The organism is Bacteroidia bacterium, from assembly GCA_033391075.1.
Taxonomy (GTDB): Bacteria; Bacteroidota; Bacteroidia; order J057; family J057; genus JAWPMV01.
The window spans coordinates 6,785,373-6,811,547 of record JAWPMV010000001.1 but is presented as its reverse complement, the minus strand read 5'-3'; the positions used below and the strand labels follow the sequence as shown (position 1 = coordinate 6,811,547).

General features: G+C 40.0%; 22 protein-coding genes. 8 read left to right on the top strand and 14 right to left on the bottom strand.

The window, feature by feature from the left end; genetic code table 11:
• Positions 1-2: 2 nt before the first annotated feature.
• Positions 3-788: a mechanosensitive ion channel gene (locus R8P61_27260; protein ID MDW3650805.1), complete on the bottom strand. Its 786-nt coding sequence runs from the start codon at positions 786-788 to the stop codon at positions 3-5.
• Positions 789-800: 12 nt separating this feature from the next.
• A complete protein-coding gene (locus R8P61_27255; GenBank protein ID MDW3650804.1) occupies positions 801-3,686 on the bottom strand; it encodes an ATP-binding protein in 2,886 nt (961 codons plus the stop codon).
• A gap of 191 nt (positions 3,687-3,877) precedes the next feature.
• Here R8P61_27255 and R8P61_27250 point away from each other — a divergent pair, with 191 nt between their 5' ends.
• The 5 genes from R8P61_27250 to R8P61_27230 all read left to right on the top strand — a co-directional run bounded on the left by R8P61_27250 (position 3,878) and on the right by R8P61_27230 (position 12,550).
• Positions 3,878-5,110 (top strand): pitrilysin family protein, encoded by a 1,233-nt coding sequence (locus tag R8P61_27250; GenBank protein MDW3650803.1) that lies wholly within the window; start codon positions 3,878-3,880, stop codon positions 5,108-5,110.
• An 87-nt stretch (positions 5,111-5,197) separates the two neighbouring features.
• Complete coding sequence (gene sbcD / locus R8P61_27245; GenBank protein MDW3650802.1) at positions 5,198-6,418, top strand: exonuclease subunit SbcD; 1,221 nt, start codon at positions 5,198-5,200, stop codon at positions 6,416-6,418.
• Between the two features lie 11 nt (positions 6,419-6,429).
• Positions 6,430-9,504 carry an SMC family ATPase gene (locus tag R8P61_27240; GenBank protein ID MDW3650801.1) on the top strand — a complete coding sequence of 1,025 codons (3,075 nt, stop codon included), beginning with the start codon at positions 6,430-6,432 and terminating at the stop codon, positions 9,502-9,504.
• Positions 9,505-9,695: 191 nt separating this feature from the next.
• Positions 9,696-10,952: a T9SS type A sorting domain-containing protein gene (locus tag R8P61_27235; protein ID MDW3650800.1), complete on the top strand. Its 1,257-nt coding sequence runs from the start codon at positions 9,696-9,698 to the stop codon at positions 10,950-10,952.
• Positions 10,953-11,290: 338 nt separating this feature from the next.
• Positions 11,291-12,550, top strand: a complete 1,260-nt coding sequence (locus R8P61_27230; protein MDW3650799.1) for a T9SS type A sorting domain-containing protein — start codon at positions 11,291-11,293, stop codon at positions 12,548-12,550.
• A 51-nt stretch (positions 12,551-12,601) separates the two neighbouring features.
• Here the strand turns inward: R8P61_27230 and R8P61_27225 are convergent, their stop codons facing one another.
• A complete protein-coding gene (locus R8P61_27225; GenBank protein MDW3650798.1) occupies positions 12,602-13,033 on the bottom strand; it encodes a type I restriction enzyme HsdR N-terminal domain-containing protein in 432 nt (143 codons plus the stop codon).
• A gap of 10 nt (positions 13,034-13,043) precedes the next feature.
• Complete coding sequence (locus tag R8P61_27220; protein ID MDW3650797.1) at positions 13,044-13,922, bottom strand: YicC/YloC family endoribonuclease; 879 nt, start codon at positions 13,920-13,922, stop codon at positions 13,044-13,046.
• 183 nt (positions 13,923-14,105) lie between these two features.
• Between R8P61_27220 and R8P61_27215 the strand changes: the two genes are divergently transcribed.
• Both R8P61_27215 and R8P61_27210 read left to right on the top strand, forming a co-directional pair.
• Entirely contained in the window at positions 14,106-14,804 is a 699-nt protein-coding gene (locus R8P61_27215; GenBank protein ID MDW3650796.1) for an MBL fold metallo-hydrolase, read from the top strand.
• Between the two features lie 93 nt (positions 14,805-14,897).
• On the top strand, positions 14,898-15,707 hold the full coding sequence (locus R8P61_27210; protein MDW3650795.1) for a 1,4-dihydroxy-6-naphthoate synthase: 810 nt from the start codon (positions 14,898-14,900) through the stop codon (positions 15,705-15,707).
• A gap of 2 nt (positions 15,708-15,709) precedes the next feature.
• On the opposite strand, the gene R8P61_27205 is transcribed toward R8P61_27210, so the two are convergent.
• The 6 genes from R8P61_27205 to R8P61_27180 all read right to left on the bottom strand — a co-directional run bounded on the left by R8P61_27205 (position 15,710) and on the right by R8P61_27180 (position 20,651).
• On the bottom strand, positions 15,710-16,660 hold the full coding sequence (locus R8P61_27205; GenBank protein MDW3650794.1) for a T9SS type A sorting domain-containing protein: 951 nt from the start codon (positions 16,658-16,660) through the stop codon (positions 15,710-15,712).
• A gap of 141 nt (positions 16,661-16,801) precedes the next feature.
• Positions 16,802-17,743, bottom strand: coding sequence for a T9SS type A sorting domain-containing protein (locus R8P61_27200; protein MDW3650793.1), 942 nt, complete (start codon positions 17,741-17,743; stop codon positions 16,802-16,804).
• 69 nt (positions 17,744-17,812) lie between these two features.
• A complete protein-coding gene (locus R8P61_27195; GenBank protein ID MDW3650792.1) occupies positions 17,813-18,262 on the bottom strand; it encodes an SRPBCC family protein in 450 nt (149 codons plus the stop codon).
• Positions 18,263-18,274: 12 nt separating this feature from the next.
• The gene (locus R8P61_27190; protein MDW3650791.1) at positions 18,275-18,853 is read right to left on the bottom strand and encodes an ASCH domain-containing protein; all 579 of its coding nucleotides are present in this window, start codon (positions 18,851-18,853) and stop codon (positions 18,275-18,277) included.
• 3 nt (positions 18,854-18,856) lie between these two features.
• Positions 18,857-19,726: a hypothetical protein gene (locus R8P61_27185; protein ID MDW3650790.1), complete on the bottom strand. Its 870-nt coding sequence runs from the start codon at positions 19,724-19,726 to the stop codon at positions 18,857-18,859.
• A gap of 544 nt (positions 19,727-20,270) precedes the next feature.
• Positions 20,271-20,651 carry a DUF1801 domain-containing protein gene (locus R8P61_27180; protein MDW3650789.1) on the bottom strand — a complete coding sequence of 127 codons (381 nt, stop codon included), beginning with the start codon at positions 20,649-20,651 and terminating at the stop codon, positions 20,271-20,273.
• Positions 20,652-20,663: 12 nt separating this feature from the next.
• Here R8P61_27180 and R8P61_27175 point away from each other — a divergent pair, with 12 nt between their 5' ends.
• On the top strand, positions 20,664-21,884 hold the full coding sequence (locus tag R8P61_27175) for a crosslink repair DNA glycosylase YcaQ family protein (GenBank protein MDW3650788.1): 1,221 nt from the start codon (positions 20,664-20,666) through the stop codon (positions 21,882-21,884).
• Positions 21,885-22,049: 165 nt separating this feature from the next.
• Here the strand turns inward: R8P61_27175 and R8P61_27170 are convergent, their stop codons facing one another.
• The 4 genes from R8P61_27170 to R8P61_27155 form a co-directional block, all read right to left on the bottom strand.
• Positions 22,050-23,090: an alpha/beta hydrolase gene (locus tag R8P61_27170; GenBank protein ID MDW3650787.1), complete on the bottom strand. Its 1,041-nt coding sequence runs from the start codon at positions 23,088-23,090 to the stop codon at positions 22,050-22,052.
• 162 nt (positions 23,091-23,252) lie between these two features.
• Positions 23,253-23,897: a methyltransferase domain-containing protein gene (locus tag R8P61_27165; GenBank protein MDW3650786.1), complete on the bottom strand. Its 645-nt coding sequence runs from the start codon at positions 23,895-23,897 to the stop codon at positions 23,253-23,255.
• A gap of 251 nt (positions 23,898-24,148) precedes the next feature.
• Entirely contained in the window at positions 24,149-25,384 is a 1,236-nt protein-coding gene (locus R8P61_27160) for an agmatine deiminase family protein (protein MDW3650785.1), read from the bottom strand.
• A gap of 72 nt (positions 25,385-25,456) precedes the next feature.
• Positions 25,457-26,164 (bottom strand): YfcE family phosphodiesterase, encoded by a 708-nt coding sequence (locus tag R8P61_27155; protein MDW3650784.1) that lies wholly within the window; start codon positions 26,162-26,164, stop codon positions 25,457-25,459.
• Positions 26,165-26,175 lie beyond the last annotated feature (11 nt).

The following is a 26,175-nucleotide window of genomic DNA, read 5'->3' as shown; positions in this document are numbered from 1 at the left end:
GCTTAAACCTCTTTCCTCAATTTTTCCTCCATCAAGGGGAAGTACTTTTCACTCAATGCATACAATACAACCCGATACCGACGTGAGTCTCCAACGGATATTTTTTCTAAAAATGGATCTTTCGCAGCGACTGACCAGGGCAAACTCAGAATTTTATTTCTGAGGTAAACTTTAGGATCGGGATGTTTCAATTTTTCTGGAAGATCCAATTCAAAAGCATAACTCAGGACTTTTTCAGATTGAGATTCTCTTAATAGAGAAGTATTTGCCAATCGATTGTATGGCATAATGAGCAATTCTCCATTTTCTACTTCTATCTCGACGGCCAATCTTCCGAGATGCTTGATCACTCCACTTTGTTCTCCGACTTTGATACGATGGCCGGGATGAAAATTGTCGGCAAATCGAAAGAGCAGGCCCGAAAAATAGTCTTTCAAAAAGCCCCAAATCCCAGCTATAACGATTCCTAATATGATTAATCCCAATAAAGGATAAGGAAGAACCAAATAGAAAATACTGATAATGGAAAAAATAATGGCCGTAATCGCCTCAACAACCGGCAGAGCTCTTTCAAAAGCTGATTTGATACTTCTTCTTTTGATCAAAGGAATCACCATTTTCCTCATCAGGAAGAATATGGCAAAAAGCAATGCTCCCAAAAACAGGAGATTGATATAGGTCAAAGTCGAAACCTGGCCCGGATTATATAAAAGCGAATCCACCCAGGGATAGGCTTTCGTCAAATATATATTGGTAGTCGAATCTATCGGTATTACTTGCTCATTCATATTCCTGCCCCTTTATATCATTTTGTTTTCAGAAAGTTGTCTTACCAGATAAGGATAGATGTAGGGACTGAGGGTATAAGCATTGTTTTGATGAATGCGAATTAAACCCGCCCGCAAGAGTCTTTCCAGGATGTTTTCTATCTCTGTCAAACTTTTGGTTCTGTATATGCGTTTGATCTGCTCTTTGGTAAGCCGCTGATGAATCAGGATTTGGTACATCATCATCAACCAGTCCGGATCATACAAAGTTGGCATGTCCAGGTATTTGGGTTCTTTTATGGTGAGTCTTTCCTGCTTGAAGCTTTCCATATTTGCCAGCCACATCAGAAAAGCATAGCCCACATTTCCCGCTGAAATATCTGCATATCTGCGAAAGAGCCTATTCAATTTACGATTGCTAAGCAGGCTTTCTTCCTGTCCCTTATAAATAAATTTCAGGCTACTTGAGTAATGCCGGGAAAGTAGAATTCTTTGGATATTCTCCCTCGACATGGGTGCCAATCTGATGCTGGTAATGAAACGCTCAGAGAAATTTCCCATTCGAGAAATGAGGTTGAAGGTGTGAATATTGCAATTGATAATAAAGTAATATTCATCGCCATAAGTATCGATGAGATTGGCGAGTTTATCCAAAACCGTAAAACCTTTTGGGCTTCTTTCCCACCAACGTTCCAAATCATTGAGAATAAATACGCTTCCGTGTATAGTTGACTCAATCAGTTGCTCAATTTTCCCACTGCCCTGAACGGCTTGTTTGAAAGCATGGGTAAAATCCTTGAGTAAAATGGATCCATTTAAGGGCGGGTTGATGCGATAGACCTTACCTTCAAAAAGATACTCGGCAGTATGTTCGCAAAAAGTGGTTTTACCAGTTAAGGGTTCTCCCAATACCATCATAGCTCCCCCCGTTTTGTTCTGCATCCTTCTGGCTGCCGCTCGGGCTTGCTCCATTTCTCTATCTCTTCCAGGCAGAAATGAACGACTCACACTGGGTCTTCCCAAAAACAATTGTCGATAGTAATAAGGAATGAGTTTTTCCAATGCTTCTACCGGACTTACTTCCTCCACAAAGCTGCGGAGACGAGCGTAGATATTTTCACGAGGAGCAGCAGCAGATTCTCTTTCTACCGAATCCAGTTCATCTTGTGTACTGGTCCAGAGGGCTCCGAGTAATTTATATTGCTTATTAAACCAGGTACCGATCACATTGAGTAACCAGAGCAATCCTTCATAACGTTCCTCATCTTTGATCTCCCGATCAAACTGAGCGGCATGATCCACCAATTCTCTGGGGGTAAGTTCGCTGCGAGTTTTGGATTCACTTTCATCCAAAAATGAGCGCGTTTCTGCTTCAATCTCATCCAGAAGCTTTTGTGCATTCTCCAGTTTTTGGATAGAACGCTTGAGAACTGAGTTCAGGCGCTTCTTGTCATAAAGATCTTTTTCTGAATCTGCCTCATCTACCAAATTGAGGGAGATCAGGTTGATGCTATTTTGTACCTGGTAGCCAACCCGCTTTAGTCTATCCGGCAATTTCTGCAGATAGTTAGCAATGGGATTTATATAGAAAGTCCGGACGACAAAATTGACAATGCTGGAAAGGGCAATTGGCAGGGTTTCGATTCTATTTACTTTTCCCGCCTTGAAAGCTTCCAGGTTTTCCATGGGAATCAACTCAATAGAAGAAGGCATACGCTCAGAGACATACCTGAGAGAAGCCATGGGTTCTTCTATCATCCCCTCATGCTGGAAGAAAACCATATCTTCGATATGGGTGCCCATCTGAGACAATTTATCCCATTCTTCTTTCTGTATGATTTCTTCCACCCGTTTGATCATCGCCCGATTCTTCTGAATACTTTTATCGCAAATCTCCAGAAAGCTCTTCTTGACGCCTGATTCAATCTGATCACTCACACGTCCCAGATGAAGCTGGATTTTCCACAACTCCATCGACCCATTGATGTGGTTATGGAAGACATGTTGATTATAGTTCCAATTGGCCGGATAGTTTTTGATCTCTTCTTCCCAGAGTCGTGCCTCTTTTCCTTCCAGGTCTACAAATTTGCTCAAGCCCGGTTTTCTGATGTCCGAATTGAAACGGAATTGGAAAATAGAGTGAAATTCTTCCAACCAGGTATAGTAGCCCTTTTGAAAATCATCAAGCAGAGAAAAAAGGCTGGCGAAATTGGAAGAAATCTTTTTGCGTCCTGTTTTCAGCAAATGTTCTTCTCCTTCTTTGGCATCATAGAGGAGTTCTATCTGATGAAAGTTGTCTTGTACTTTTAGGATAAACTCATCGCAAATTTCTTCTGAGCTGGTTCCTATAGCTTTCAGGTAAGAAAGAAGGTTTTTGAGATACACCTGATTGATCTCTGCTTTCAGCAATACCTGATAGAGTACCTCTTCCCTGGGAGAAATGCCTATGCTCTTTTTGACATTCTTCCAGCGTTTGTTCCATTTGATTCGACCGGGATCGGCCTCATGAATCCGCAGATCATCTTCAGAGAAGGTAAGCTGTACTTGCTCAGGGACCTTTCTCACAAGTTCATCGAGACCTTTCATATAATGAGCAAGTCCTACCTGGATGTATTGCTCAATGACAGCTATTTGTACCTCTTTGAATTCCTGAGCTACCACCTCCAAATCTTCGAGGGTCCTGAATGCGATCTTTCTGATCCTGCCAGTCCCTAATGAGGTGAAAGATTTGGGGATGCTATCATAGTTACTTTCAAAAATGGTCTGTGCATTTTTAAAGAAACCTTTGTAACTATCCAGCAATACAAAAAGACTTTCCTCAACCCATTTTTGAGCCAGGGAATTCAACTCTTGCTCCAATCCCTGGCCTTCTGGCAAGAGATCTGTGAGCTTCTCACTTACTTGTTCTTCTGCAATCATGCTGCTCCAATTTACATAAGGATCAGGAATTGGGAAAAGCTTATATGCTTTTGATGTAATTTTACAAAAAAAGATACAGCCCGCTTTTGAATAAAAACAGCTTTCCCTAAATTCTCGTATACCTTGAAATTGTGGGAAAATAATGCTGCATTATTCCTACAATTCCCCTTATTTTGTGTGGTAGATTTGTGATGGATATTCAAACTTACGAACTAGACAACGGACTACGGGTCCTGTATAAATACATACCTTATACGCGCACAGTCCACTGCGGATATGTGATCAATTCGGGTAGCAGGGATGATACAGAAGGTAAAATGGGCATCGCTCATTTTATCGAGCATATGATTTTTAAAGGGACTGCCAAGCGCAAAACCTTCCATATTCTCAATTATCTGGAGTCAGTTGGAGGCGATCTAAATGCCTATACCAGCAAAGAAAAGATTTGTCTGTATGCTTCTCTAATGTCGGATTATTTTGATCGGGCCTGTGAATTACTGACAGATATTACCTTTCATTCTACTTTTCCGGAAAAAGAAATCAATAAAGAAAAACAGGTCATTTCGGAGGAAATTGACATGTATAGAAATTCGCCGGATGAGGCCATTTTTGAGGATTTTGATGAATTGATCTTTCCCAAGCATAGTTTGGGTCATCCGATATTGGGCACCAAAAACAGCATCCGCTCTATTACGCAGGATGCACTCAAAGAACATTTGAGTAATTCCTTTGTGCAGGATCAGGTCATTTTTGGAATCGTGGGGAATGTAAAACCCAAACAGGTTGAGAAAATCATTGATAAATATCTCAAGCACCTGGAAATACCTAATGGTGAGGTAAAAAGATTGAGTCCAATTACTGCTCCTATTCGCGAAAAGAAGGTAAAGATTGAAACGGATCAGGCGCATACCATTATTGGTGGGAGGGCTTATGCCTTAAGAAAGGATCTCTATGTTCCTTTCCTCTTACTCAACAATATGCTGGGAGGACCCGCGATGAATTCGCGGCTTAACCTGAATATCAGGGAGAAATACGGATTGAGCTATAACATCAATTCCTTCTATTCTCCATATCTGGATTCCGGCATGTGGGGAATTTACTTCGCTTGTGAAGACAAAAACATCCAGCGGATCCGAAAACTGGTGTTTAAAGAATTGAAACAGTTGCGGGAAAGTCCCCTGGGAAGTTTGCGATTGAGCCAGGCGAAAAAACAATTGGCGGGACAGTTGACCCTGGGATATGAAAACCTGCTTACACAGATGCTCGGTATGTCAAATGATCTTCTGGATTTTGGCAAACTGACCTCTTTCTCCGATTTCCTCAAAACCATCAATGAAGTAGGAGCAAAAGAGATTATGGAAGCAGCCAATGAGGTTTTCCAGGAAGATACCTTAAGCGAAATCAGTTATAGGAAACTGGCATAGGATTTTAGTCGAAATTTCTTTCCTGCGAAATTATCCACATTTTTTTTCACAGCCATCTTTAGAAAATTCATTTAGCTATTTTGCTGTATGAAAATATTGCATACAGCAGATTGGCATTTGGGCAAGCGGCTCGATCATGTTTCTCGGCTGGAGGAGCAAAAAAAGGTGCTGGAAGAAATATGCGAGATTGCAGAAAAGGAAAACGTAGATGCAGTACTCATCGCAGGGGATTTATTCGACCAGATCAATCCCTCTATAGAAGCCCTGGAATTATTTTATAGAACCCTCAAGCGACTAGCCAATGATGGACAGCGGGCAGTGGTAGGTATTGCAGGAAATCATGATTCTCCGGATCGAATTGAAGCTCCGGTTCCCCTCGCCCAGGAATGTGGAATCATTCTGTCCGGCTACCCCAATAGCAAAGTTCGTCCCTTTGCCCTACCCAATGGAATTGAAGTCTTGAAAAGTGATGAAGGTTTTATTGAATTAAAACTTCCTCATCAGGAAAAGCCTCTTCGCTTACTCCTTACTCCTTATGCTAATGAACTCCGATTGAAAAAATATCTGGGCCATGAAAAGGCAGAGGAAAGTCTCAGGCAGATCCTTTCAGAACATTGGGGGAAATTGGCGAAAAAGTATTGTGATGATCAAGGGGTGAATATCCTGATGACGCATTTATTTATGATTCGGAAGGGGCAGGTGAAACCTGAGGAGCCCGATGATGAGAAGCCTATTCTTACGATTGGAGGTGCCCAGGAAATCTTCACCGAAAATCTTCCCAAGGAAATTCAGTATGCTGCTCTTGGGCATTTGCACCGTCAGCAATATGTCCAGAAAGAACCCTTTCCGGTAGTCTATTCCAGTAGCCCCCTCGCCTACTCTATGAGTGAGGCCGGGCAGGAAAAATATGTGATGTTGCTCGAATTTGGAGATAGCGGAATTGCAAACTGCGAACGTATCGCTTTGACCAAAGGAAGAAAGCTCTTGCGCCATACCGCAGAGAGTACGGAAGAGGCCATCAATTGGTTGAAAGAGCATCCCAATAGCTGGGTAGAATTGACCCTGATTTCAGATGAATATTTGAATGCAGATCAGAGAAAAGCCCTTCATGAAAGCCATGATGGGATTATCTCGATAATTCCCCGCATCGCAAATCCCGAATTAGGCTTGAGCAAAGGCATAGAGGTTGATCTATCCAAAGATATCAAAGAGCTATTCACTGACTATTTCCATTACAAACATGAGCAAGCACCCAATGAGCGTATTCTTGCTTTGTTGAAAGAAGTTCTGGCAGAGGACGAAGAATAAATCCCATTATTATGGTTCCCATTCACCTAAAAATAGAAGGTCTATATTCCTATCAAGGCATGCAGGAAGTTGATTTCACTCAACTTACGCAGGCACAAATATTCGGGATTTTTGGTGCGACCGGTTCGGGTAAATCTTCTATACTTGAAGCCATTACTTTTGCCCTTTATGGTCAATCCAGCCGCCTCAATCAACAGGATAAAAGAGGTTATAATATGATGAATCTGAAATCAAAAAGATTGTACATCGAATTTGATTTCAGCCATGGAGAGAAGCGCTATAAATTTTCGGTAGAAGGAAAACGAAACTCCAAACGTTTTGAGCAAGTCGGAACTATGGAGCGCAAGGTCTATGAGTATGAAGGGGAGCAGCTTATTCCCTCCAAGCTTACAAATGCAGAAGAGATTACGGGCCTGTCTTATGAAAATTTTTGCAGAACCATCATCATCCCACAGGGCAAGTTTCAGGAGTTTCTGCAATTGACAGAAACGGAACGAACGCGCATGCTCAAAGAGATTTTTAAACTGGAAAAATTTGAGCTCTATCGGAAAACGGTCTCTTTAGACAATAAGAATAAAGAAAATATCACCCGACAGGAAACCCTCTTATTGCAACTCGAAAATATCACAGAAGAGGCACTTCGCAATTTGCAAAGCCAAACGAAAGAGCTTGAAACTCAACTTCAAAAAGAAAAATCCGAGCAGGAAAAATTGGCAAAAGAACTCAATAAGCTTGAGGAAATAAAAGCCCTTGGAGAAGAGCTGGAAAAGCAAAAGTTGCTCGTGCAGGGATTGGAAAATGAGGAAGCTAGTTTTCAGCAAAGAGAAGAGAAGCTTAAAAACTATGAATCCTGTCTGGTTGACTTTAAACCTCTACTCGATAAACGAGCAGAAGATGCGCTATCCTTCTCCAAAAATGAGCAGAACCTCCAATTGAAAAGAGAGGATAGAGATGAAAACATTAAAGAATTGGAAAAAGCTGAAGCAGCCTTTCAGCAAGTAAAAACAAATTATGAAAGCCGCGAGCAATATTTGAAACGAGCAGAAGAATTTGAACTGGTCATACAGCTCAAAGAATCTGCCCAAAACATAGGCAAACTGGAAGAGCGAATCGGAAATGGCGAGGAATTCACTCATAAGCAAAAGAGGGACCTGGAACAAATGCGACTTGATCTCACCAATAAAAGTGCTGAGATCAGAAAGCTGAGAGAGGAAAGGCCCGAAATGGAGCAAATTATCAAGCTCAAAGATTGGTTTAATCAGAAAGAAAGCCGAGAGAAGGAACTTGAACTGAATCGCAAACAAGTCGAGGAAATCCAAAAAGAAGAAGTGGATCTGGCGGATGAAAAAGCAGCCTTATTAAAAAGTCTGCCTCTTCACATCAGTCAGTATAAACTGGAAACCGATCAACTACTTCAACTTGGTAAGCAAAGATTGAGCGAACTGCAAAAGCAGTATGAAGCGCATGAACAGGAGTTAGAAGCAGGATTGGGGCAAATACATTTATTGAAATATGCCCAAGAATTGAAAGATGGCGAGTCCTGTCCTTTATGTGGTTCTGTCCATCACCCCTCTCCTTATACTTCATCCGATACAGAATTGGATGTAGAAAGTTTGCGGGAACAAATCCTGCTTAGCAAGCAGCAAATATTATTGGAAGAAAAAGCACAGCTACAACTGCAAGTGCTGGGAGATAAAGAATCCAAACTCAGGCAAAAAAAGATCGAGGCAGAGGCTGTTTTGAGCAAGTCAGAACAGGAAAGAGATAAACATGAGGCGCAATTTGTCTGGAAGGACTTTGACAAAAGCAATCCAGAGCAAAGCCAAAAGATTTTGCAAGAGCTTTCTGCTACAGATATTCAGATAAACCTCCTCAACCAGGAATGGGAAGCCCTGGAAAAAAGCATAGAAAAAGAAGATCAAACTCGGGATCGCTACCTGACAGAATTAGAAAAAATCAAGAAACTGCGTGAAAAGGAACGAATTCAATATGAATCTCAAATTGCAAAGATCGTTCATATTGAGATAGAAAAATTTATTGATCAAAGTAATACGGAACTTGAAAAAAATGCCTTGCAGGAAAAGGAACTTTACAAAGGCATAGAAGATCTTTTTAGCATCACTGAGCAGCAAATCCTTCAAAAGAGGTCTCGGGTGGATGTTTTAAAGGGAGAAATCGCAGAGTTGGAGAAGCAGGAGAAAAGTTTGACCCGAAAAATGGCTGATAGCAACCTCCAATTGGAGGAAAGACTCAAAAAATCAAGCTTCAAGGAGCTGGAAAGTATTGAGTCATTGCTGGGAGAAAATATAAATATAGATTCGGAGAAACAGCAGATTCATCAATTCAGACAGGATTTACTCACAGCAAAGAATACGTTAAAAAATCTAGTAGATCGAATTCAGAATAATTCGGTTGATTTAGATAAATATGACGAATTGAATGAAAAATTGAGAGGATTAAGTCAAAAAATAGAAGATATATCTCTGGAAATTGGCGGTCAGCGGAAAGAAATCAAGCGAGTAGAAAATGAGCTTAAACGAAAAGCGGAGGTAGAAAAGGAATTGCAAAAGCTTCAATTGCGAGCCGAAGATATCCGAACCCTCAAGCAGTTATTCTTCAAAAGTGGTTTTGTGAATTATGTATCCTCGATTTTCCTGAGAAACCTATGTCTGGCAGCCAATGAACGATTCAGAAAACTAACGAGAGGAAGTTTGAGCCTCGAGCCTACAGAAGGTAATAGTTTTGAAGTCCGGGATATGCTCAATGATGGGCAATTGCGTTCGGTAAAGACCTTATCTGGAGGACAAACCTTTCAAGCCGCATTATCACTCGCTATTGCATTGGCGGATCAGGTTCAGCAACAAGCCATGACCAAACAAAATTTCTTCTTTTTGGATGAAGGATTTGGCTCACAAGATCAGAAATCCCTTCAGATCATTTTTCAAACCCTAAAATCTCTGCGTAAGGAAAGTCGCATAGTTGGGGTGATCTCTCATGTTGAAGAGCTTCATCAGGAGATAGATACCTTTCTTCATATCGAAAATGACCCCACAAATGGGAGTAAGATTCGCTACAGTTGGCAATAATTTTAAGGTGTCGTAAATAATACAACTTATAAAATAATCAGAAATTGAACATTTTGCGAAAAAATTCTATTGGGGAGCAGAAATAAGTGGTTGAGGTTGAAATACAGGCTATTCAGGTGAAAGGAGTCGATTATCTCATATTTAGAGAATTACCTTTATCATGAATTCCAACACCAAACACCTACGAAAAAATGAGTGCCCTTACTCGCAAAGTGATCCTATTCCTTGCATGTTTGAGCTTCGCCATTTCTCTCAAGGCCCAATGCACTGCCATAACAGAACTCGTTTTTAGCAACCCAAGCCTTGTAACCGGCACAAGCGATACATATCGATTTTCCCAAATTAATTCAACTGCAGATGCTATTGTTAGCATCCATTCCAGCTTCAATGCAAGCCTGGTCTATATTGATGATACCAGAGATGGTGTCAGCAATGCCTTTCAGCCAACCGTAAATATTCTCAGCCAAGATCCATCAGGAACAGAAGCATATATCGATTTTCGAATCGATTTTGTTCATACAGGGACAGAAACGCCCATTGATATGGACCCTTTCGTTATTTCTGCTGTTGATGTAGATGGAGACGACTATCGTCTTAGAGAATCTGTGGGCCTGGGCGATTTCAGTACCTTTACCCTCGATGGACTCTACTCAGTACTCAATTATTCAAGCAATGCTGCGACGAATATGACGAGTTTTGAAACTTCAAATTATAATCAACTATCAGGAATTGCCACACACTCGACAAGTAATAGCGTTTTATTCGATTACAATGGTGGCTCGTCAATTATAGTAAGAGCCCGCATCATCGATGATGGTGATGTGCTTCCTTCCAAGTCATGTCAGCGCTTATTCTCCTTTAACTTTGATCCCTGCCTGATCAATTGCTACAGCAATCCTCTCACCCTTCCTGTGGAGTACAACTTCTTCTCTGCCCAAAAGCTAGATGATAAAGTTGAATTGAAATGGGAAACAGCACTTGAGATCAACAATGATCGTTTTGAAATTGAGCGCTCTTTTGATGGAGAGAATTTTCAGCAGATTGGGATGGTTTTGGGATATGGTAATAGCGATGAAACACAAGCCTATCAATTCATTGATACTAATCCAGTATTCGGCAAAATCCTTTACCGTTTAAAACAGATCGATTTCGATGGGGAATTTAATTACTCCTCAACTCAGGAAGTCTTTTATTCGGTTGAAAAGGATTTGGTACAAATGAAGGTTTATCCTAATCCAGCTACTGACTATTTACATATCAGCAGTAATGGAGACCTCAGTGATTCATTTATTAAGATCTTCAACCAGCAAGGCCAATTGGTCATGCGCCAGGATATGGGATCGGGAATCAATGTTCTTGATGTACAGCGTCTACCTGCAGGCATTTATCAGCTCGACTTGCAATCCAGTCATTATTATCTCCCTACGCACAAGATTGTCATTAGATAGAATTAGTTAGATTAAAAGTTTTTTAATTAAATAGATCTTTCACTAGAGTCGCAGATAACATCTGCGACTTTTTTATTACTTCTATGTCTGGATGTAAGTCTATTGCCTCTTTTTGTAGCTTTTATTGCTCCCTATATGCCCATGCGGGCTATATAGGCATGTATAGTGCATAAATACAGTTATTTAGTACATTTATTGGATTGTTAGAAACATAGTACAATTCAAACATTAAAATATATTGTTCGTGCGATAATTCTCTCTGATCATCAGTTTTTCGGCAAAATCTTACATCTCCTCCCCTACCTTTGTAACATCATCAAAAAACAAAAAAAGGATTCATGAAGATTTTTGCGAAGTTTATTTTCGTTATCTCTAGCTTTCTTCTATTCAATTCTCATCTACAGGCGCAAACTTGCCTGGACATTCCAGAACTCGACTTCTCAAATCCCTCCTGGGAAGCCTCTAACACTTACCGATTCCCCTCTGTCCTGCCCGGAGTTGATGCTGTTGTTCAGATCATTGGCTCAAGCAACACGAGTTTATATTCCATCGACCTTATTGATACCGGAGATCAACTAGCTTTTCAACCACAAGTAAATCTGACTACCCAAAACAATAATGGGACTGAAGGCTACATGGATTTCGAAATTACCTTCGTTCAGGCCAATAGCTCGACTCCTTATGTAGTAAACAATTGGACGATTACTGCTGCTGATGTGGATGGAGATTCACATAGAATGAGAGAATCTGTAGGATTCAGCAACTTCAATGCATATACCATAGAAACAAATTCAAAGCTGAATCTGTCAGATCAGTCTACCGCCACTATGACTATCTTTGAAGCAGCTTCCGTGGATAACTTACCCGGAATCACCACGGATGACACCCAACACATGGTATATCTTGAGTTTGGAGGAACTTCCTCCTTTGTGATCAGAACTCGCATCATCGATGATGGAGATATATACGGAGATCTTTCAGATGCTACGGATCGAATGTTTTCTTTCTTTTTCGATCCTTGTCTGATCAACAATTTCCTGGTCCCCAATACCTTGCCGGTAGAGTTTAGCTACTTTGAAGTAGAAGCCAACGATTTCGGAGCGGTACTGAACTGGGAAACGCTACTAGAATTGAATAATGATCGTTTTGAAATCGAAAAATCTCAAGACGGAATAATCTTCTCAAGCATTGGAAGCGTGGAAGGAGCCGGTAATAGCTACGGTAAAACAAACTATCGCTTTATCGACACCAATCCTCAGGAAGGAGTGAACTATTACCGACTGAAACAGATCGATTTCGATGGGCAGTTTGAATACTCCGAATTGAAAAGTGTCAATTTCAGCTTTGAAAATGGAAACTTCAGCTACAAGGTATATCCAAATCCAGCGACTGACTTTATCTCAATCAGCAGTCCTGTTACGGATGAAGTCATGGATGTAAAACTCCTCGATCATACGGGAAAAGAAATTAGCAGAAAGAGTTTGATAGAAGGAAGAGCGGAGTTTGAAGTGAGCCAAATACCAGCTGGTATCTACCATATAAGTCTGGAAACGGAGAATTTCAGATCAAAAGGAAAGACAGTTATAATTAGAAGATAGTAAGAACGCTTGTTTTATATGCCACGTGCCGGTCTCCGGTGCGTGGCTTTTTCATTTCCACCATCCCCCTTTTTTATGTACATATTTTCCTTCTTCTTGGGAAAAAAACAAAAGTTCCCGTCCATTTGTCAAAAGAAGATGAGGAGCCTTGATACTGACATTATATCGGGCGATTTGGTTGAGGGTATCCTGACTGAGTGGAACATCGGGAGCTTTACATTCACATAGGATGAAAGCTTTTCCTGTATTGTCATATACTACGACATCGAAGCGTTTTTGCAGTTTTAAATATTTAATCCCCTTTTCAACGCTGATTAAAGAAGCCGAAACCCCTTTCTCCCTAATCATCCAATCCAGCATAGCTTGCCTGACCAGTTCTTCTGGCTGCAAGACATACCACTTCTTTCGGACTATACCCCATATATAGTCCTGTTCTTCCCTACGCTCCATTTTTAGATGTTGAGTTGGGAATAAAAGCTGCATAAAAATGAGATTAAACCGCGTTGAGCACCTGCTCTTTGATCTTTTCCAGCTCGTCTTTCATGCGAACGACATGTCGCTGCAAGTCGGCATTATTGGCTTTTGAGCCAATGGTATTGATCTCACGCCCCATTTCCTGAGATATAAATTGCAGCTTTTTCCCATTGCTTTTATTGAGGGCCTGCATTTCTTCAAAGAAATTGAGGTGCTGGGTCAGCCGAACGATCTCTTCATTGATGTCCTGCTTTTCCATATAGAAGATCAATTCTTGTTCAAATCGGTTTTTATCGAGATCCTTTACTTTCGTCCGAATTTCATCCAGAGACTTATCCAATCTCTCTCTGATGATATCCATACGCTTAGGAGCCAGCCCTTTGATGATTTCCAGTTCATGCCTGATCCCTTTGACCCGATTATCAAGGTCAGCACTCAAGGATTTACCTTCTTCGACACGACTTTCGATCATTCTTTCAATCGCCTCTGCCAATGCCTTTTCGATCAATTCCCATTCCTCTGGATCCTCATTCTCGGATTCAGTAGGAATAACTTCTGGCAAACCCAAAAGAAACTCCAGGCTGATATCTTCCTTCATCCCCAGCTCATCAGCTACAGATTTGAATTCGGTCAGATAGCCTTTGATTAGGGCGCGATTGATTTTGATGGGTTGTTTGTCCGGATTGAGTACATCTACATTTAGAAGTACCAGGACCTTACCACGCCCCAAACGTTTGGATAGAATGTTCCGGAGTTTATGTTCATACTTGACATAAACCTTTGGCAATTTCATTACAAGTTCAAGGTATTTACTATTGAGGGCCTTAAGTTCAATAGTAACTGAATAGTTTTGACTCGACTGAGTCGACGAGCCATATCCCGTCATGGATTGAAGCATGGATATTTTTTAAAATTAGGCAACAAGTTAATAATATACCCTTCCAACGAAAAGCCTAATTTTGTCGATTTGTTTTGAATAATCTTAATAAGAAGTAAAAAATTTAATTTCTCATTGTAAATTGCGTATCTCGGAGTGTTCAGGGCACAAAATCAAATGCCTTAGAAACGAACAAATTTGATCATGGAGGTTAAATTCTTGGGAACTGGTGGAGCTTTTACATATGAATATGGCAATTCTGCTGCATTCATTCGCTTCCGTGGTAAGAATATCCTGGTCGATTGTGGAAATAGCATCTACAAAAAACTCAGGGAATCCAAGCTCGCAAATCATATCGATTATATTCTGCTCACTCATTTTCATGATGACCATGTGGGGAGTCTGATTACAACCGTTCTTCATCACAAATACCTCCTTCCAAGTCCACGTCCTGCAAAAATCCTGATTCCTTCACCAGAATTTCAAGATTTGTTGGGCTGGTTTATCAGCTTTGGGATGCCTCATCCCGAGAAGTATGTGGATTTTATCCCCCTTGACTCTGTAGAAGGTATTAGTGCTATTGATACTTTTGGGATGCACATCCAGCACATGCAATCCTATGCCTATCTCTTTGAGGATGAGGATGAAATAGTTGCTTATTCTGGAGATCTCGGAAACCCGGATATCGTATTTGAGCATCTCGCAAAATTTAATAGTCAGAAAAAAATCCGAGTCTTTCACGAAATGTGTTTCACCCCTTCTGATGGCGTTCACTCCTGCTATACAGACCTGATGCCTCACCAAAAAGACTTTGACATTTACGCCTATCACCTGGATCCTCGCAAAGAACCCAAGGACAATACCATTCCATTGGTAGCCAATATGCCAGAACTCCTCATTTAGGTATCCATTTCTTCTCATTCGTATCATTTCTATAAGCCTGGCTAAAAACAAAGCTTTTTTGCCTAAGTTTGTATATAGTAAATATGATTCCTGATGAAAATTAGTTTGGGTTTTAGCACCTGTCCGAATGATACCTTTATGTTTGATGCCATTGCGCACAAGCGTATTGATCTAGGCGATATTGAATACGAGATCGTCATGGCGGACATTTTCCACCTCAATCAAATGGCCATGAAGGGGGAATTGGATATGGTGAAAATCTCCTACAATACCTATGGCAGACTCAGAGATCAGTATCGTTTGCTTGATGCAGGCAGTGCACTCGGCCATAATTGCGGACCTCTTCTCATTTCGAAAGAAGAACTCACCGTCGAGGAAATCATCAACAGGAATCTTCCCGTCGGTATTCCCGGCGCTAATACAACGGCCAATTTACTTCTTGGATATTTTGCTCCGGAAATTCAGCACAAAAAGGAATTCATTTTTGACGAAATCATGCCGGCAATTCTGGAGGATAAAGTGGCTGCCGGAGTGATCATTCATGAGAATCGCTTTACTTACCAGAAAATGGGACTCCGACTCATCCAGGATTTAGGCGAACATTGGGAAGCAAAAACTTCCCTTCCTATCCCCTTAGGAGCCATTGTAGCCAAAAAATCCCTTGGTCCTGAAGTTTTTGAAGTGCTGCAAAAACATATGCGCGAAAGTGTACAACATGCTTTTACATACCCTTCAGTATCTATGCCTTATGTCCGGGAATATGCCCAGGAAATGGAAGACGAAGTTATGCAAGCGCATATTGATCTCTATGTAAATGAGTTTTCCCTTTCTTTAGGCGAAAAAGGCCGAAAAGCAGTTGCCAAAGTGCTGGAAGTTGGGGAAGGAATGGGGCTCTATGCCTAGTATTATTCTTTCCAGAATTTCTGAAATCCTCCCCTTTCAACCATCAAAAAATAAATGCCCGCAGGTAAATGAGAAATTGAAATTTCATTTTCTCCTGGATGGATATTGAGCTGCTTAAGCTGCCGCCCTTGTGCATCTATGAGATCTACTGATAAACTCAGATTTGTTGTGTTTTTTACTTTTAAATTTTCTTTCGCAGGATTAGGAAAAGAAGAAATATAAAGATTTGCTATGGCATTCTTTATAGAAGTTGTAGCCACTAAATCTTCACAATCATACACAAAGGAGCCTACGTTTCCCCGGCCTGGTGATTCGGTAGTTCCTAAGTCATTGTTTTTATAGCAGCGCAAATAGCCTCCCTCTCCCCCATCTACCACTCTTCGACTAAGATCTGCAGGATCGATATATCTTCGCATCAAGCCAAGATATTGCACCAGCGTGTCATGAGAAATACCATCCTGGCGGCCATCAAAGTATTGTTGTTCATATTCAATCTCTTTGGCAAAAAGACTTTCTCCGTTTATCTGATAAGAAAAAGTATCAGTTACTGTCGAAAAAATGGTTGAATAATGGTATAATCCCGTATCTCTTTCAGTAAATAGGCTATCCACATCAAATACTTCTCCTAAAGCTGCATTGAAATTATATAAGGTATCAAAATCCATCCCCTCTATAGAATATTCAACAATACCATTTGATTCAAATAAGAATATAGCTCCCGTTCTTATGTTTATGGTATCGGTAACACTAAATGCCTGGGTATGAAATCTTCCAAATTGTTTTACAGTTTTGTTCCCAATGACAGTATCCTGTTCATAGGAAATAAGGGTATATCCAACCCCATGGGCACCATGAAAATTATAGACCCATTGGGCATCATTTCTGACAAACTTCTGGGAAAAAGAGCTTTGAAAAAAAGATAAAAGAAATAAAAGGGGTAGTAGAGTTTTCATTAGATTTTAATTAGGGATAGATCTTAAAAGTACCATTGCCTATTTTTTAAATGGCTGAGTGCTTACTTCGATTACGTATTAAATATCTGCTTTTTGGCAAATGAATAGGTTCTTCAATTTGTTCTTTTTGGATATTATCTGCTATTCTTTAAAGAATCTTTTTGCGTATTGTTGATCCAAAAGAAGCACATACATACCTGACGAAAGAAGAGAAATATCAATTTCTGTTAGTCCTTCAGATATAATAGCTTCTCTCAGTTTTCTGCCACTCAAGTCAAAAATTTCTACTGAAAGCTCTTTGTTCCATTTACTTTCTACTTGCAAGCGCTGAGAAGCAGGGTTTGGATATACATTTATTAGTTCTTGAATTATTTCTTCCGAAATACTTGTGCTCAACTGAGTACAGTCATAATTGAAATCGCCATAGTCAGCATCATTTTCAAAATCAACGATCCCGAATTGCGGGTTTTTAAAACAGCGTAGGGTGAGAATGGATCCATCAGCGATAATGTTTGATAAAAGTCGATCCTCTGGCGAAATAAATGCCCTTTGTAAACCAATATTTTCAATAGCAGTATCCTGCAGGCTGAACGTCCTTCCATCATTTTCAAATTCGTATAAAAGCGCCTGGGCAAAAACATTTTGCCCTGACATATTGATACTCAAGGTATCTATGACCGTTATCATAAAGGAATCTGTCGCTTGAAAATTGTTATTGGGATTGTAGCCAAAATAAACTATCCAGTTTTGGCCCGGGTCTGCCTGAAAATTTAATAAGGTATCAAAGTTTATGGCATTTCTGGAGAACTCTACGATCCCATTGTTCTCATAATAATAAACAGGGAATAATTCTCTTCTTATGGTATCGGTTGTCCCATTGAAATACGACTGTACGTCTCGCCTGAATTTTTTTACTGTTCGGCTGGCGATCGTAGTATCAGAATCAAAGGAAAAGGTAGAAATGCCTGAAGCCCAAAAGCCAGAATCATCATAAACCCATTCGGTATCATTGCTGGCAAAATTTTGGCTACTAGAAAAAAGAGGAAACAGGATAATAAGTAGAAAGCTAAATTGTGTTTTCATGGTTTTCGCTTAAAAGAATTCTTGTGTTTATTTTATGAACGACAAAAATTCAGAAAAGGAAAACACTGCTTACTTATTTTTTTCTTTTTCTTCGAGAATCTTCTTTATCATCCTCAAATCCTTTTCATTTGCCTTGCGCATGCTTTTCGCCATCATGGGAGCAAAAAGTTTTGAAAATCCCGAAGGCTTTCCTCGATTCCTTAGGCTCATGCGCGTATGGTTTTCATCGAGGGCTTCCCATTCGTATGTAGTTTCCATAGGGAAAGGTCCGTCTGCTGTACGCATGACCATTTTTTCATTGGGAACCAATTCTACGATCTCGTATACATAAGACAGCTTTCGCCCGAGAAAATGTGCAATAAAGGCTATTTGAGCTCCTAATTTAATTTCAGGAGCACTTTTCCATTCTGCTGATTTTATGTTGACGTACCATTCCGGAGCATTTTCGGGATTGGAAGCATAGCTGGCAACTTCCTCAAGAGGCCTGTCAATTTTGATTTCTGTGAATACGTCGACCATAATATTTGATGATTAATTCAGTCTTTTTAGATAAGCTTCTCCCCTATTTGATATCCGATACCCAATTTCCAGACTTATGGTCAAACCCAGATTTTTCAGCTTCCGAATATTGGGTTTAAGCCAATCTTTCTCTCTTCCTGTGAGCTTGGCCAGATCAGCAGCCCTAAGTTCCGGATTTTCCTGGATAGCGCGTAGAATCTTCAGGGTCCAGGCTCCACTTTTACTCCTTGCATCCATTTTCTCCAGCTTCTTTTTCAATTCCTCAAATTCTTTAGTGGAAAATTCTTCCTGATTACGAAGGGCAATACGTGGATCTTCTCCATGATAGTCCAAAGCAATTTTATAAATAAGACCTTCCTCTCGTTTTTGAAGGATTTCCAGAAGGGCCTCTTTCGATTGATATCCAGCTGCTTTTGCCTCTTGCTCGCTTATTTCATTTTCCTCTATTTCATCCACAGAAAGAATTTTTAACTCACCTATCGAAGTCTTAATCAAAGAACCTTCTTTTGCCCTCACTCCTTTCCATTTTCTAAAAGCCAGTTGTATCTCCCCGCTTTTTATCAATGCTAAATCTTTCTGTTTGAACAACATAGCTTAAGATTTTAATGCCTGCTGATAAGCTTTAAACCAATCAAATTTCATCTCATTTTGTTTGATCAGCTGCCTACGTAGTTCTTCTCGGCCCTTTTTACTTCTCCCTAACAGAAATATTTTCCGTGCAATTTGTAAGCCCTCCCGATTATAAGTACTTCTTTCCGGTTTTTCAGCAGCTTCCTTTCCCCACTTATCGGGATGATGTGAAAGGGTCGTCTTACTTTGATGATTTCCCAAATAGGTCCAAAGCCCATAAGTGATGGACACATTTTTCACTCGGGATTCTCCAATAAGATCTATCCAATCCGCTTGTTGCTGCCAACGCCAGGTATTGGGGCTGTTTTTGGTCCGTTCTGTTATCCCCACGATTCGCATTTTCTTCCGCACTTCCGGCCAATTTTCCTTTTCCCTTTCGGTCCAGTATTTATACAAAGAGAGCAATGCTTCGAAAGTGCTGCCAGAATAAACCAGGTCGATGAAAGCCGTTTTCTCTTTTCTTCCCAGAATTTGTTGGGGAGATAAACCGATCTCTTTCATATAGGAAAAGAGGCTTTCGACTTCAGTTTTGTTTTGAGCAAGGAGTTCTTCGAAAGTCGAATAGCCTCGAGAGAATTGAAAAAGATTGATCCGATCTCGTAGGTTTTTCTGCTCATAAAAAGCAGCAGTAAGTAGATCGAAATAGTTTTCGGGTGATCTTCCTACGAAATAGCAATAGGCATTGCCGGAAAATGCGAGTATGCGAGCTGCGGATGAAATCAATTCACCGAGAAATTCATCATCCAGCTTTATGCTTGAATAATCGAGTAAAGAGCCCAGTTCGTTTAGCTTATCTACATTCCATCGAAAGGGAATGACTTTGTAGCTTTCCATTTTCTACACTTCATTCAATTAACAAACTCTATCCATTCAAAAACCTCCTGACCTGTACTACTAAGAAAATATTTTTTTCCTCCCCGACCGCACCTAGTTCCACAATAGTACCTGAAGTTTTTACGAATCAGTTTGGTTTCCCATCGTCCTGTTTTCCGATCGTATATCATTAGATCTCCTGATCGAATCTTTTTATTCAAAAAATTATACGTTAATCCGCTTATAGGAGAAATCGATGTATAAGGATTAAGAAAAAGAGTATCTCCTTTCATTTCTTCCTCCATTTTCTGAAATACCTGAACGATCCTTTTATTATTTTGGTCTATATATTCTTCTTTATAGCAATACTCCTTAAATGCCTGTAAGTCAAAGAAGAAGGATAAATTCTCCTTTTGATAAACAACTATTTTATAATAAGCCTGTTTGGCATTAAGTGAAATTGAGGTTCTCCCCCAATACCTTTCTTTTTGAGCTGATAAATTTTGGGCGGAGAACAAAATTATAGCAATGAGTATGAAAAAATATAGGCTGCCAAATTTCATTCTCATGATTTCGCTGGGTAACGCCTGTAATTTTCGCTTTGGTCCTGATTCGCCACTACGTATTGAATGATCCGATTGAGTGATTCCATGCGTTCATCGCTGAGTTTGCGAAAACGAATACAAGACTTGCCCACATCGAAATGGGCTAAGTCATCCTTCAAATCATCCAACAAATCAAAGGGCATAACGTAAAGGGCCATATGATGTTTTTGACTGGCCAGGGCAAAAAGGATATGCTCATCCACGATGAAGGTCGGCATCCGATAATCCATATTGATCCGAGAGCCTTCGGGAAGGTGGTGCATGAGTCGATCCCGGATAGAATTAATGGCTGATTTTCGATCTTCGGCAAGATTTTCTATATAGCTTTCTACACTACTCATTTATCTAAGGCTTTGATAAAAAATACACAGGAAATAGAGATATCCCAAAAGCAGGCAAGAAGAATTGCCCTCAAAGCACAGGGATTATTGGGCCAAAAATTTTACAAAGGAAAAAGAGGAGCCTTACAGGCCATCCGGCAATTGAGCTACATACAGATCGATACGATATCTGTAGTTCAACGTGCGCATCACCATACGATTTGGACCCGCGTTCCAGATTATCATCCGGATATGATATGGAGATTGCTGGAAAAGGATAAGGAGATTTTTGAATACTGGAGCCATGCTGCAGCCTTTTTACCCATTGAAGATTTTCGATACAGCCATTGGAAAAAAAATCAGGTAAAGGCCATGGATAAACACTGGTTTGAAAGAGATCACAAAATGAGGAAGTATGTCCTTGATCGTATTCGAGCTGAGGGGCCTATGCAATCCAAAAATTTCGGAAATCCTTCGGGAACAAAGCCTAGCTGGTACACCTGGAAACCTGCAAAAATTGCGTTGGAACAATTATTCATTGAAGGAGAGCTTATGATCTCTAAGCGCAAGAAATTTCAGAAGGTTTTTGACCTGACAGAAAGGACCCTTCCTGAGCACATAGACAGGAGCGAACCCAGTGAGGATGAGATGGCTGATTACCTGATAAAAAGAGCCCTCGATTCACATGGTTTAGCACAGATTTCGGAGATCAATTACCTAAGAAGAGGGATAAAAGCTTCGATAAAGCGTAGGATCCAGGAGAAAATAGAGGGTAAGGAGATTATTCAATTGAAAATCAAAGGATTAGAAAGTGATCCTTTTTACATACTTTCTGATAATTTTGACAATAAAGTATTACGAATCGTAAATAAAAAGATTTATTTACTCAATCCCTTCGACAATTCAGTCATACAAAGAAAGAGGCTAAGTAATTTCTTCAATTTCAACTATCAAATAGAGGTCTATGTCCCTCAGAAAAAACGACAGTTTGGATACTACTCCTTGCCTATATTATGGGGGGATGAATTTGCAGGAAGGGTGGATGTCAAGGCGGATCGAAAGCAAAAAATCTTCTTGATTCAGCATCTTTGGAAGGAAGAGAATTTTTCGGATGAAAGTGAGCACTTTTACACAAGTCTTCGAGAGGCCCTAGAAGCTTATGCCCGCTTTAATGGCTGTGAAGAAATTCAACTCAATCACTGTGCAAATCAGGATTGGAAAAATGTTATCAATTCCTGGTGGAAAATGGGCTAAAAAGCTGAAATTTGCAGGAGAATTGAAGCAAGAATTGATATATACATACCAGAAGGTATTTACTTTAAAGTATTGATAAAGAGATAGTTGAAACAAAAACGTGGTTATTTCCGTGGACACATTCAGCCTGAGATTTTTCCGAACTGGACCATTACCCGAACAGCTCTATTTTATGAGATTCTCAGGGCTATTTTCGCTTGATTTTTCTGATGAGTTTCGTTTGAGGTGAGATAAGATTGCACGGACTACAGCTTCTTCTTCAAATTGCATAAGAGAATGACCGCTTTCTAATGCTACTTCCTCATAAGGAGCTTCTATCAATTCTTTTTGATCGGGGATAATTTCCGGGGCCACTACTCCATCTTCCGTTCCCCAAATAAATAAAGTCGGAACTTTGATTTTTTGCTTTAAGCTTTCAATCCCCTCAACTTCATCTATTTCTAGCGCACGGTACCAATTTAGCATAGCCGTTGTTGCACCTTTTTCTGCCTGGATAGCGAGATATTCGTCCAGATATTTAGCGGGAATTTTAGCCATACCTTCTCGAACACGTTTTTGTCCATTGGACACAAACATATATTCGGGGATAATGGGTATTCGTAATTGATGAATGTAGCTACTCCGTTTCTGTTGTTCGGGATGCGTGAGCACCGCATCAAAAAACAGCCCGATGTGAGGAATAGATAAAGCTGACCAGGAAAGTACCCTTTCCGGATGATTCATACTCACATTCCAACCCACAGCAGATCCCCAATCATGTCCGGCTAAATGAAATTGATCAAAGCCTACTTTATCTGCTACCGCCAATACATCTTCAGTCAATTTATCGATATGATACTCTTCTAACTCCTCGGGCCGAGCACCTGGACTGTAGCCTCTTTGGTCAAAAGCAATGACTCGAAATCCCTCGGCGGCGGCTTTTTCCAGCAAAGGATCCCAGGCAATTGAAGATTCAGGGAAGCCATGAAGAAGAATTAATCCAGGTCCGTCATTTTGAAGACCTGCAACTCGTGCAAAAAACTCAAAATCTCCTACTGGAAGGCGAAATAAACCGCTGTCATCTGCCTGTCCCAAAACAGGAAGGGCATTTATTTTCGCACTATGCTTCTTCGCCCAATCAATCGATCCATAATATTGGTAAGCAGGAACGATAATGAGTATGGCCAAAAGAACCAATATCCCTATTTTTATATATTTCCACTTCATAAGAGAGCAATCAAATTCCAATTTTAGAATTTATCTTATTTATACGATATATCCTGTCAATTTCTTTTTATTCTCTCAACTTCTTCCAAAAAGAAGGTCTGTATGCATAGTATGTTTCCACAGATTTTGGGTAGAGGTCAGCTGCTCCTCCTATCAGCATACTCATTTTACATGCTTGATCTGAAGGAGATAAAAATAGGTGAATTTCAATTGGTTAAATTCAACAGGCTTCTTCAAGAGTTTCTTCCAATCTTCTTTCTGATAGAAATTCTTCAAAACTCTAAAAGCCTTTCCATCATCTAATTTCCGTTCCTGAAAAGTATTTCCCCATTCATCACTTTCCGAAATGGGTGTACTACTCCCTTCAACAAAAACATTGTCCATAAAAATGATCTCCCCTCCCCTTTTGAGTTTCGAGCTAAGGCGAGAAATGAAATTTTCCAGATGTTCTCTTCGAATATGAGATACAACAAAGCCGGCAAAAATGAGATCAAATTGTCCCTCCAATTCATCGAGCTGCTCATAATCTCCTAAGATGAATTCCGGATTAGTTGGATAAGATTTCGTTTTGGCGATCTCCAGTACAGATTCATTTATATCACTTGCCAGGATTGAATTTGCTGTTTGGCTCATGAACTGAGTCCAATAAGCTGTACCACATCCAATTTCCAGCACGCTTTTTGTCTTTACCAGTTGGGGTAACAATAATTCCAATTTTCTGAGGTCTTCCTGCCGCTCTGCTTTGTGGTAGATTTTTTCATACTCATGCGCTCGCTGAGCATAGTAGGAGATTTGTTTGTCTTTCATGATTGTTGATTTTATACAAATCTGCACAATTCCTTCCCATTTTTCCTCCAAAAGCCCAAAATCTGCAAATTACGCCAAGCAAAAAAGGAATTATACACACAGGTTGGTATGTGTTATAAATAATTGATTTTCAGATATTTAACGAATAAAAAAGCATATTTTAGTGCCTAAAAATCCCTTTGAGAATTTTATAGCCTGTACCAATACCTGAGAGAGCTTTTTTTATGCGATTCTCAGGCTGTTTTTTTTCTCTACTTTTTTGATTTGGGTTCTTGTTGCGTGATGCAATGAATGCCTCCGCCAAAATAATTGAGCTTCATAGCATTTAAGAAGATGATATCTCGATCAGGAAAGGCTTTTTGAAATTGAGATTTTACTTTGGCCTCCTTCTCTGCTGAGGTTGTTTCTGATAAATAAGTCGGTAGCAGCACTACCCCATTTGTGACCAAATAGTTTAAATAACTGGATGCTGGTACCCGCTTTAGTTTATCTCCCAATTGTAATTCTTTATCTGACTTTCCGATCATTTCCAGTGGAATATTTAAATCATATTCCCCTTCCATTTTTTCTACTACCTCTACTTCCTGAAAGGAGAGATCGGGGATAGCTACTTTGATGACCTTTATGGGGTTTCCATCTTGATCTGTAGAAGCTTCCAATATTTCCAGATTCTTGCTCATTCTTTCATAATTGATACGATTGATGGGGTTTTCATCTTTTTCCTCCTTTTCTACCCAAGCCAGAAATACCGTATTATCATCAATGAATCGAACAAATTCGTCCGTATGTCCGCCTGTTCCATATCCATATAAATCGCCTTCAATCTGACTGAAAAAATGAGGATCATCAGCCAGACCTTCTGGAAGCCAAATGATATGATTTACTCCCAGGGCATCTTTGAATGCTGATTCTAATTCTTCTTTAGTCTTTCCTGGATTTCGTTGAAAGGTAACTTTCTCACACAAGATCAAAGTCCCCTTTCCATTTACCTCTATAGATCCCCCCTCCATCACCACATCCGTATCGATGATGGGAAGATTTGCTGATTCAGCCATCTTACGGTCAATGATTCCTGTCTTTTTTGCCAATTCTTTATCGGTCTCTTCCTGGGCTTTCTTTTTATTTCCCTTTTGCTTCACCAATTGAAAATCATAAAAGGCATAAGCCGACCATTGAAAATCAACAATCGCTTTCTCCCCAGCCTCATTCAATAAATATGTCGCTCCATGATCTCTCATCCAAAGTCGATTATCTTCCATGATAAAAAACTCGACTTTATTTGTATCCAAATCCCTTTCCCCTAACGCATCTTTCAAATTTTCCAGAGAAAGTTCATCATTGGCAATCATTTTCAGAGCTACTCTATCCATAAGTGCCGTTGCTACATCCAAAAAAGCCTGGCGATACGGAGGAAACTCCTGCCAGCCCAGCCAAACAGCTTCATGTTCTTCATATTCTGCAGGCATGAAATAGTCTCGATTTTTCATAGTTTCTTTTTCAGGAGACTTACAGGAAACAAAAATTATAGAAAAAAATAAAATATATAGAAATTTCATGCTTTATCTATTTATAAAAACCTTTCTGATAAAATCTCGACTTGGAACCTTTCTATCATCAAATGCCTTCATCAAATCTCCATCTTTGTAAGGAGAAAAAACTCGTTTTAGATCTAGTTCTCCCTCTTTCAACTGAAGTATGGCAAGCCTTGCAATGGGTTTATTCCAACAGCCTGCTGATCCAGGATTGAAATACTCCTTTTGAGTTTTGAAATAGTGATAGATATGGTGATGACCAAACAAAATGAGATTCGCATCTACCTCGGCAAAGACTTCGTCCATTGACTTTTCATCAGGATCTTTTGCTATGCTCTTAAAATCCCACCCATTTTCCTTTAGCGCATAATGAAGAAATGAAATTTTGTAATCATCCTTTAGCTGGATATCAATCTGAAATGGCCATTTAGCCACTTCTTCTTTTAACTCATCCTTGAGTTGATCATGCGTCCAGTTTTGATGGGCGATTTCTTCCTCGCTCATCCAATTTTTATCCGGCAATCCATGCGCAAAGTAATAATCATGATTTCCCATGACGCACTCCAGGTTAGGATAAGTAAAGGCTAGTTCTAGACATTCTTTTGGATAGGGCCCAATGCCGATCATATCTCCGATATGGATGATTTGGTCACATCCTTCCTTCTCAAAAAATTGAAGAGATTTTTCTAAAGCGGGCAGATTAGCGTGTATGTCTGTGAAGATTCCTATTTTCATGGAATGCTCAT

Bases quoted from the DNA above. Each gene is read 5' to 3' on its own strand.
- R8P61_27180 (MDW3650789.1), bottom strand. From the start codon at position 20,651: ATGAGTAGTGTAGAAAGCTATATAGAAAATCTTGCCGAAGATCGAAAA.
- R8P61_27165 (MDW3650786.1), bottom strand. From the start codon at position 23,897: ATGAAAGACAAACAAATCTCCTACTATGCTCAGCGAGCGCATGAGTAT.
- R8P61_27240 (MDW3650801.1), top strand. From the start codon at position 6,430: ATGGTTCCCATTCACCTAAAAATAGAAGGTCTATATTCCTATCAAGGC.
- R8P61_27260 (MDW3650805.1), bottom strand. From the start codon at position 788: ATGAATGAGCAAGTAATACCGATAGATTCGACTACCAATATATATTTG.
- R8P61_27215 (MDW3650796.1), top strand. From the start codon at position 14,106: ATGGAGGTTAAATTCTTGGGAACTGGTGGAGCTTTTACATATGAATAT.
- R8P61_27250 (MDW3650803.1), top strand. From the start codon at position 3,878: ATGGATATTCAAACTTACGAACTAGACAACGGACTACGGGTCCTGTAT.
- R8P61_27185 (MDW3650790.1), bottom strand. From the start codon at position 19,726: ATGGAAAGCTACAAAGTCATTCCCTTTCGATGGAATGTAGATAAGCTA.
- R8P61_27195 (MDW3650792.1), bottom strand. From the start codon at position 18,262: ATGGTCGACGTATTCACAGAAATCAAAATTGACAGGCCTCTTGAGGAA.
- R8P61_27170 (MDW3650787.1), bottom strand. From the start codon at position 23,090: ATGAAGTGGAAATATATAAAAATAGGGATATTGGTTCTTTTGGCCATA.
- R8P61_27160 (MDW3650785.1), bottom strand. From the start codon at position 25,384: ATGAAAAATCGAGACTATTTCATGCCTGCAGAATATGAAGAACATGAA.
- R8P61_27210 (MDW3650795.1), top strand. From the start codon at position 14,898: ATGAAAATTAGTTTGGGTTTTAGCACCTGTCCGAATGATACCTTTATG.
- R8P61_27190 (MDW3650791.1), bottom strand. From the start codon at position 18,853: ATGTTGTTCAAACAGAAAGATTTAGCATTGATAAAAAGCGGGGAGATA.
- R8P61_27225 (MDW3650798.1), bottom strand. From the start codon at position 13,033: ATGCAGCTTTTATTCCCAACTCAACATCTAAAAATGGAGCGTAGGGAA.
- R8P61_27220 (MDW3650797.1), bottom strand. From the start codon at position 13,922: ATGCTTCAATCCATGACGGGATATGGCTCGTCGACTCAGTCGAGTCAA.
- R8P61_27200 (MDW3650793.1), bottom strand. From the start codon at position 17,743: ATGAAAACACAATTTAGCTTTCTACTTATTATCCTGTTTCCTCTTTTT.
- R8P61_27235 (MDW3650800.1), top strand. From the start codon at position 9,696: ATGAGTGCCCTTACTCGCAAAGTGATCCTATTCCTTGCATGTTTGAGC.
- R8P61_27255 (MDW3650804.1), bottom strand. From the start codon at position 3,686: ATGATTGCAGAAGAACAAGTAAGTGAGAAGCTCACAGATCTCTTGCCA.
- R8P61_27155 (MDW3650784.1), bottom strand. From the start codon at position 26,164: ATGAAAATAGGAATCTTCACAGACATACACGCTAATCTGCCCGCTTTA.
- R8P61_27205 (MDW3650794.1), bottom strand. From the start codon at position 16,660: ATGAAAACTCTACTACCCCTTTTATTTCTTTTATCTTTTTTTCAAAGC.
- R8P61_27230 (MDW3650799.1), top strand. From the start codon at position 11,291: ATGAAGATTTTTGCGAAGTTTATTTTCGTTATCTCTAGCTTTCTTCTA.
- sbcD (MDW3650802.1), top strand. From the start codon at position 5,198: ATGAAAATATTGCATACAGCAGATTGGCATTTGGGCAAGCGGCTCGAT.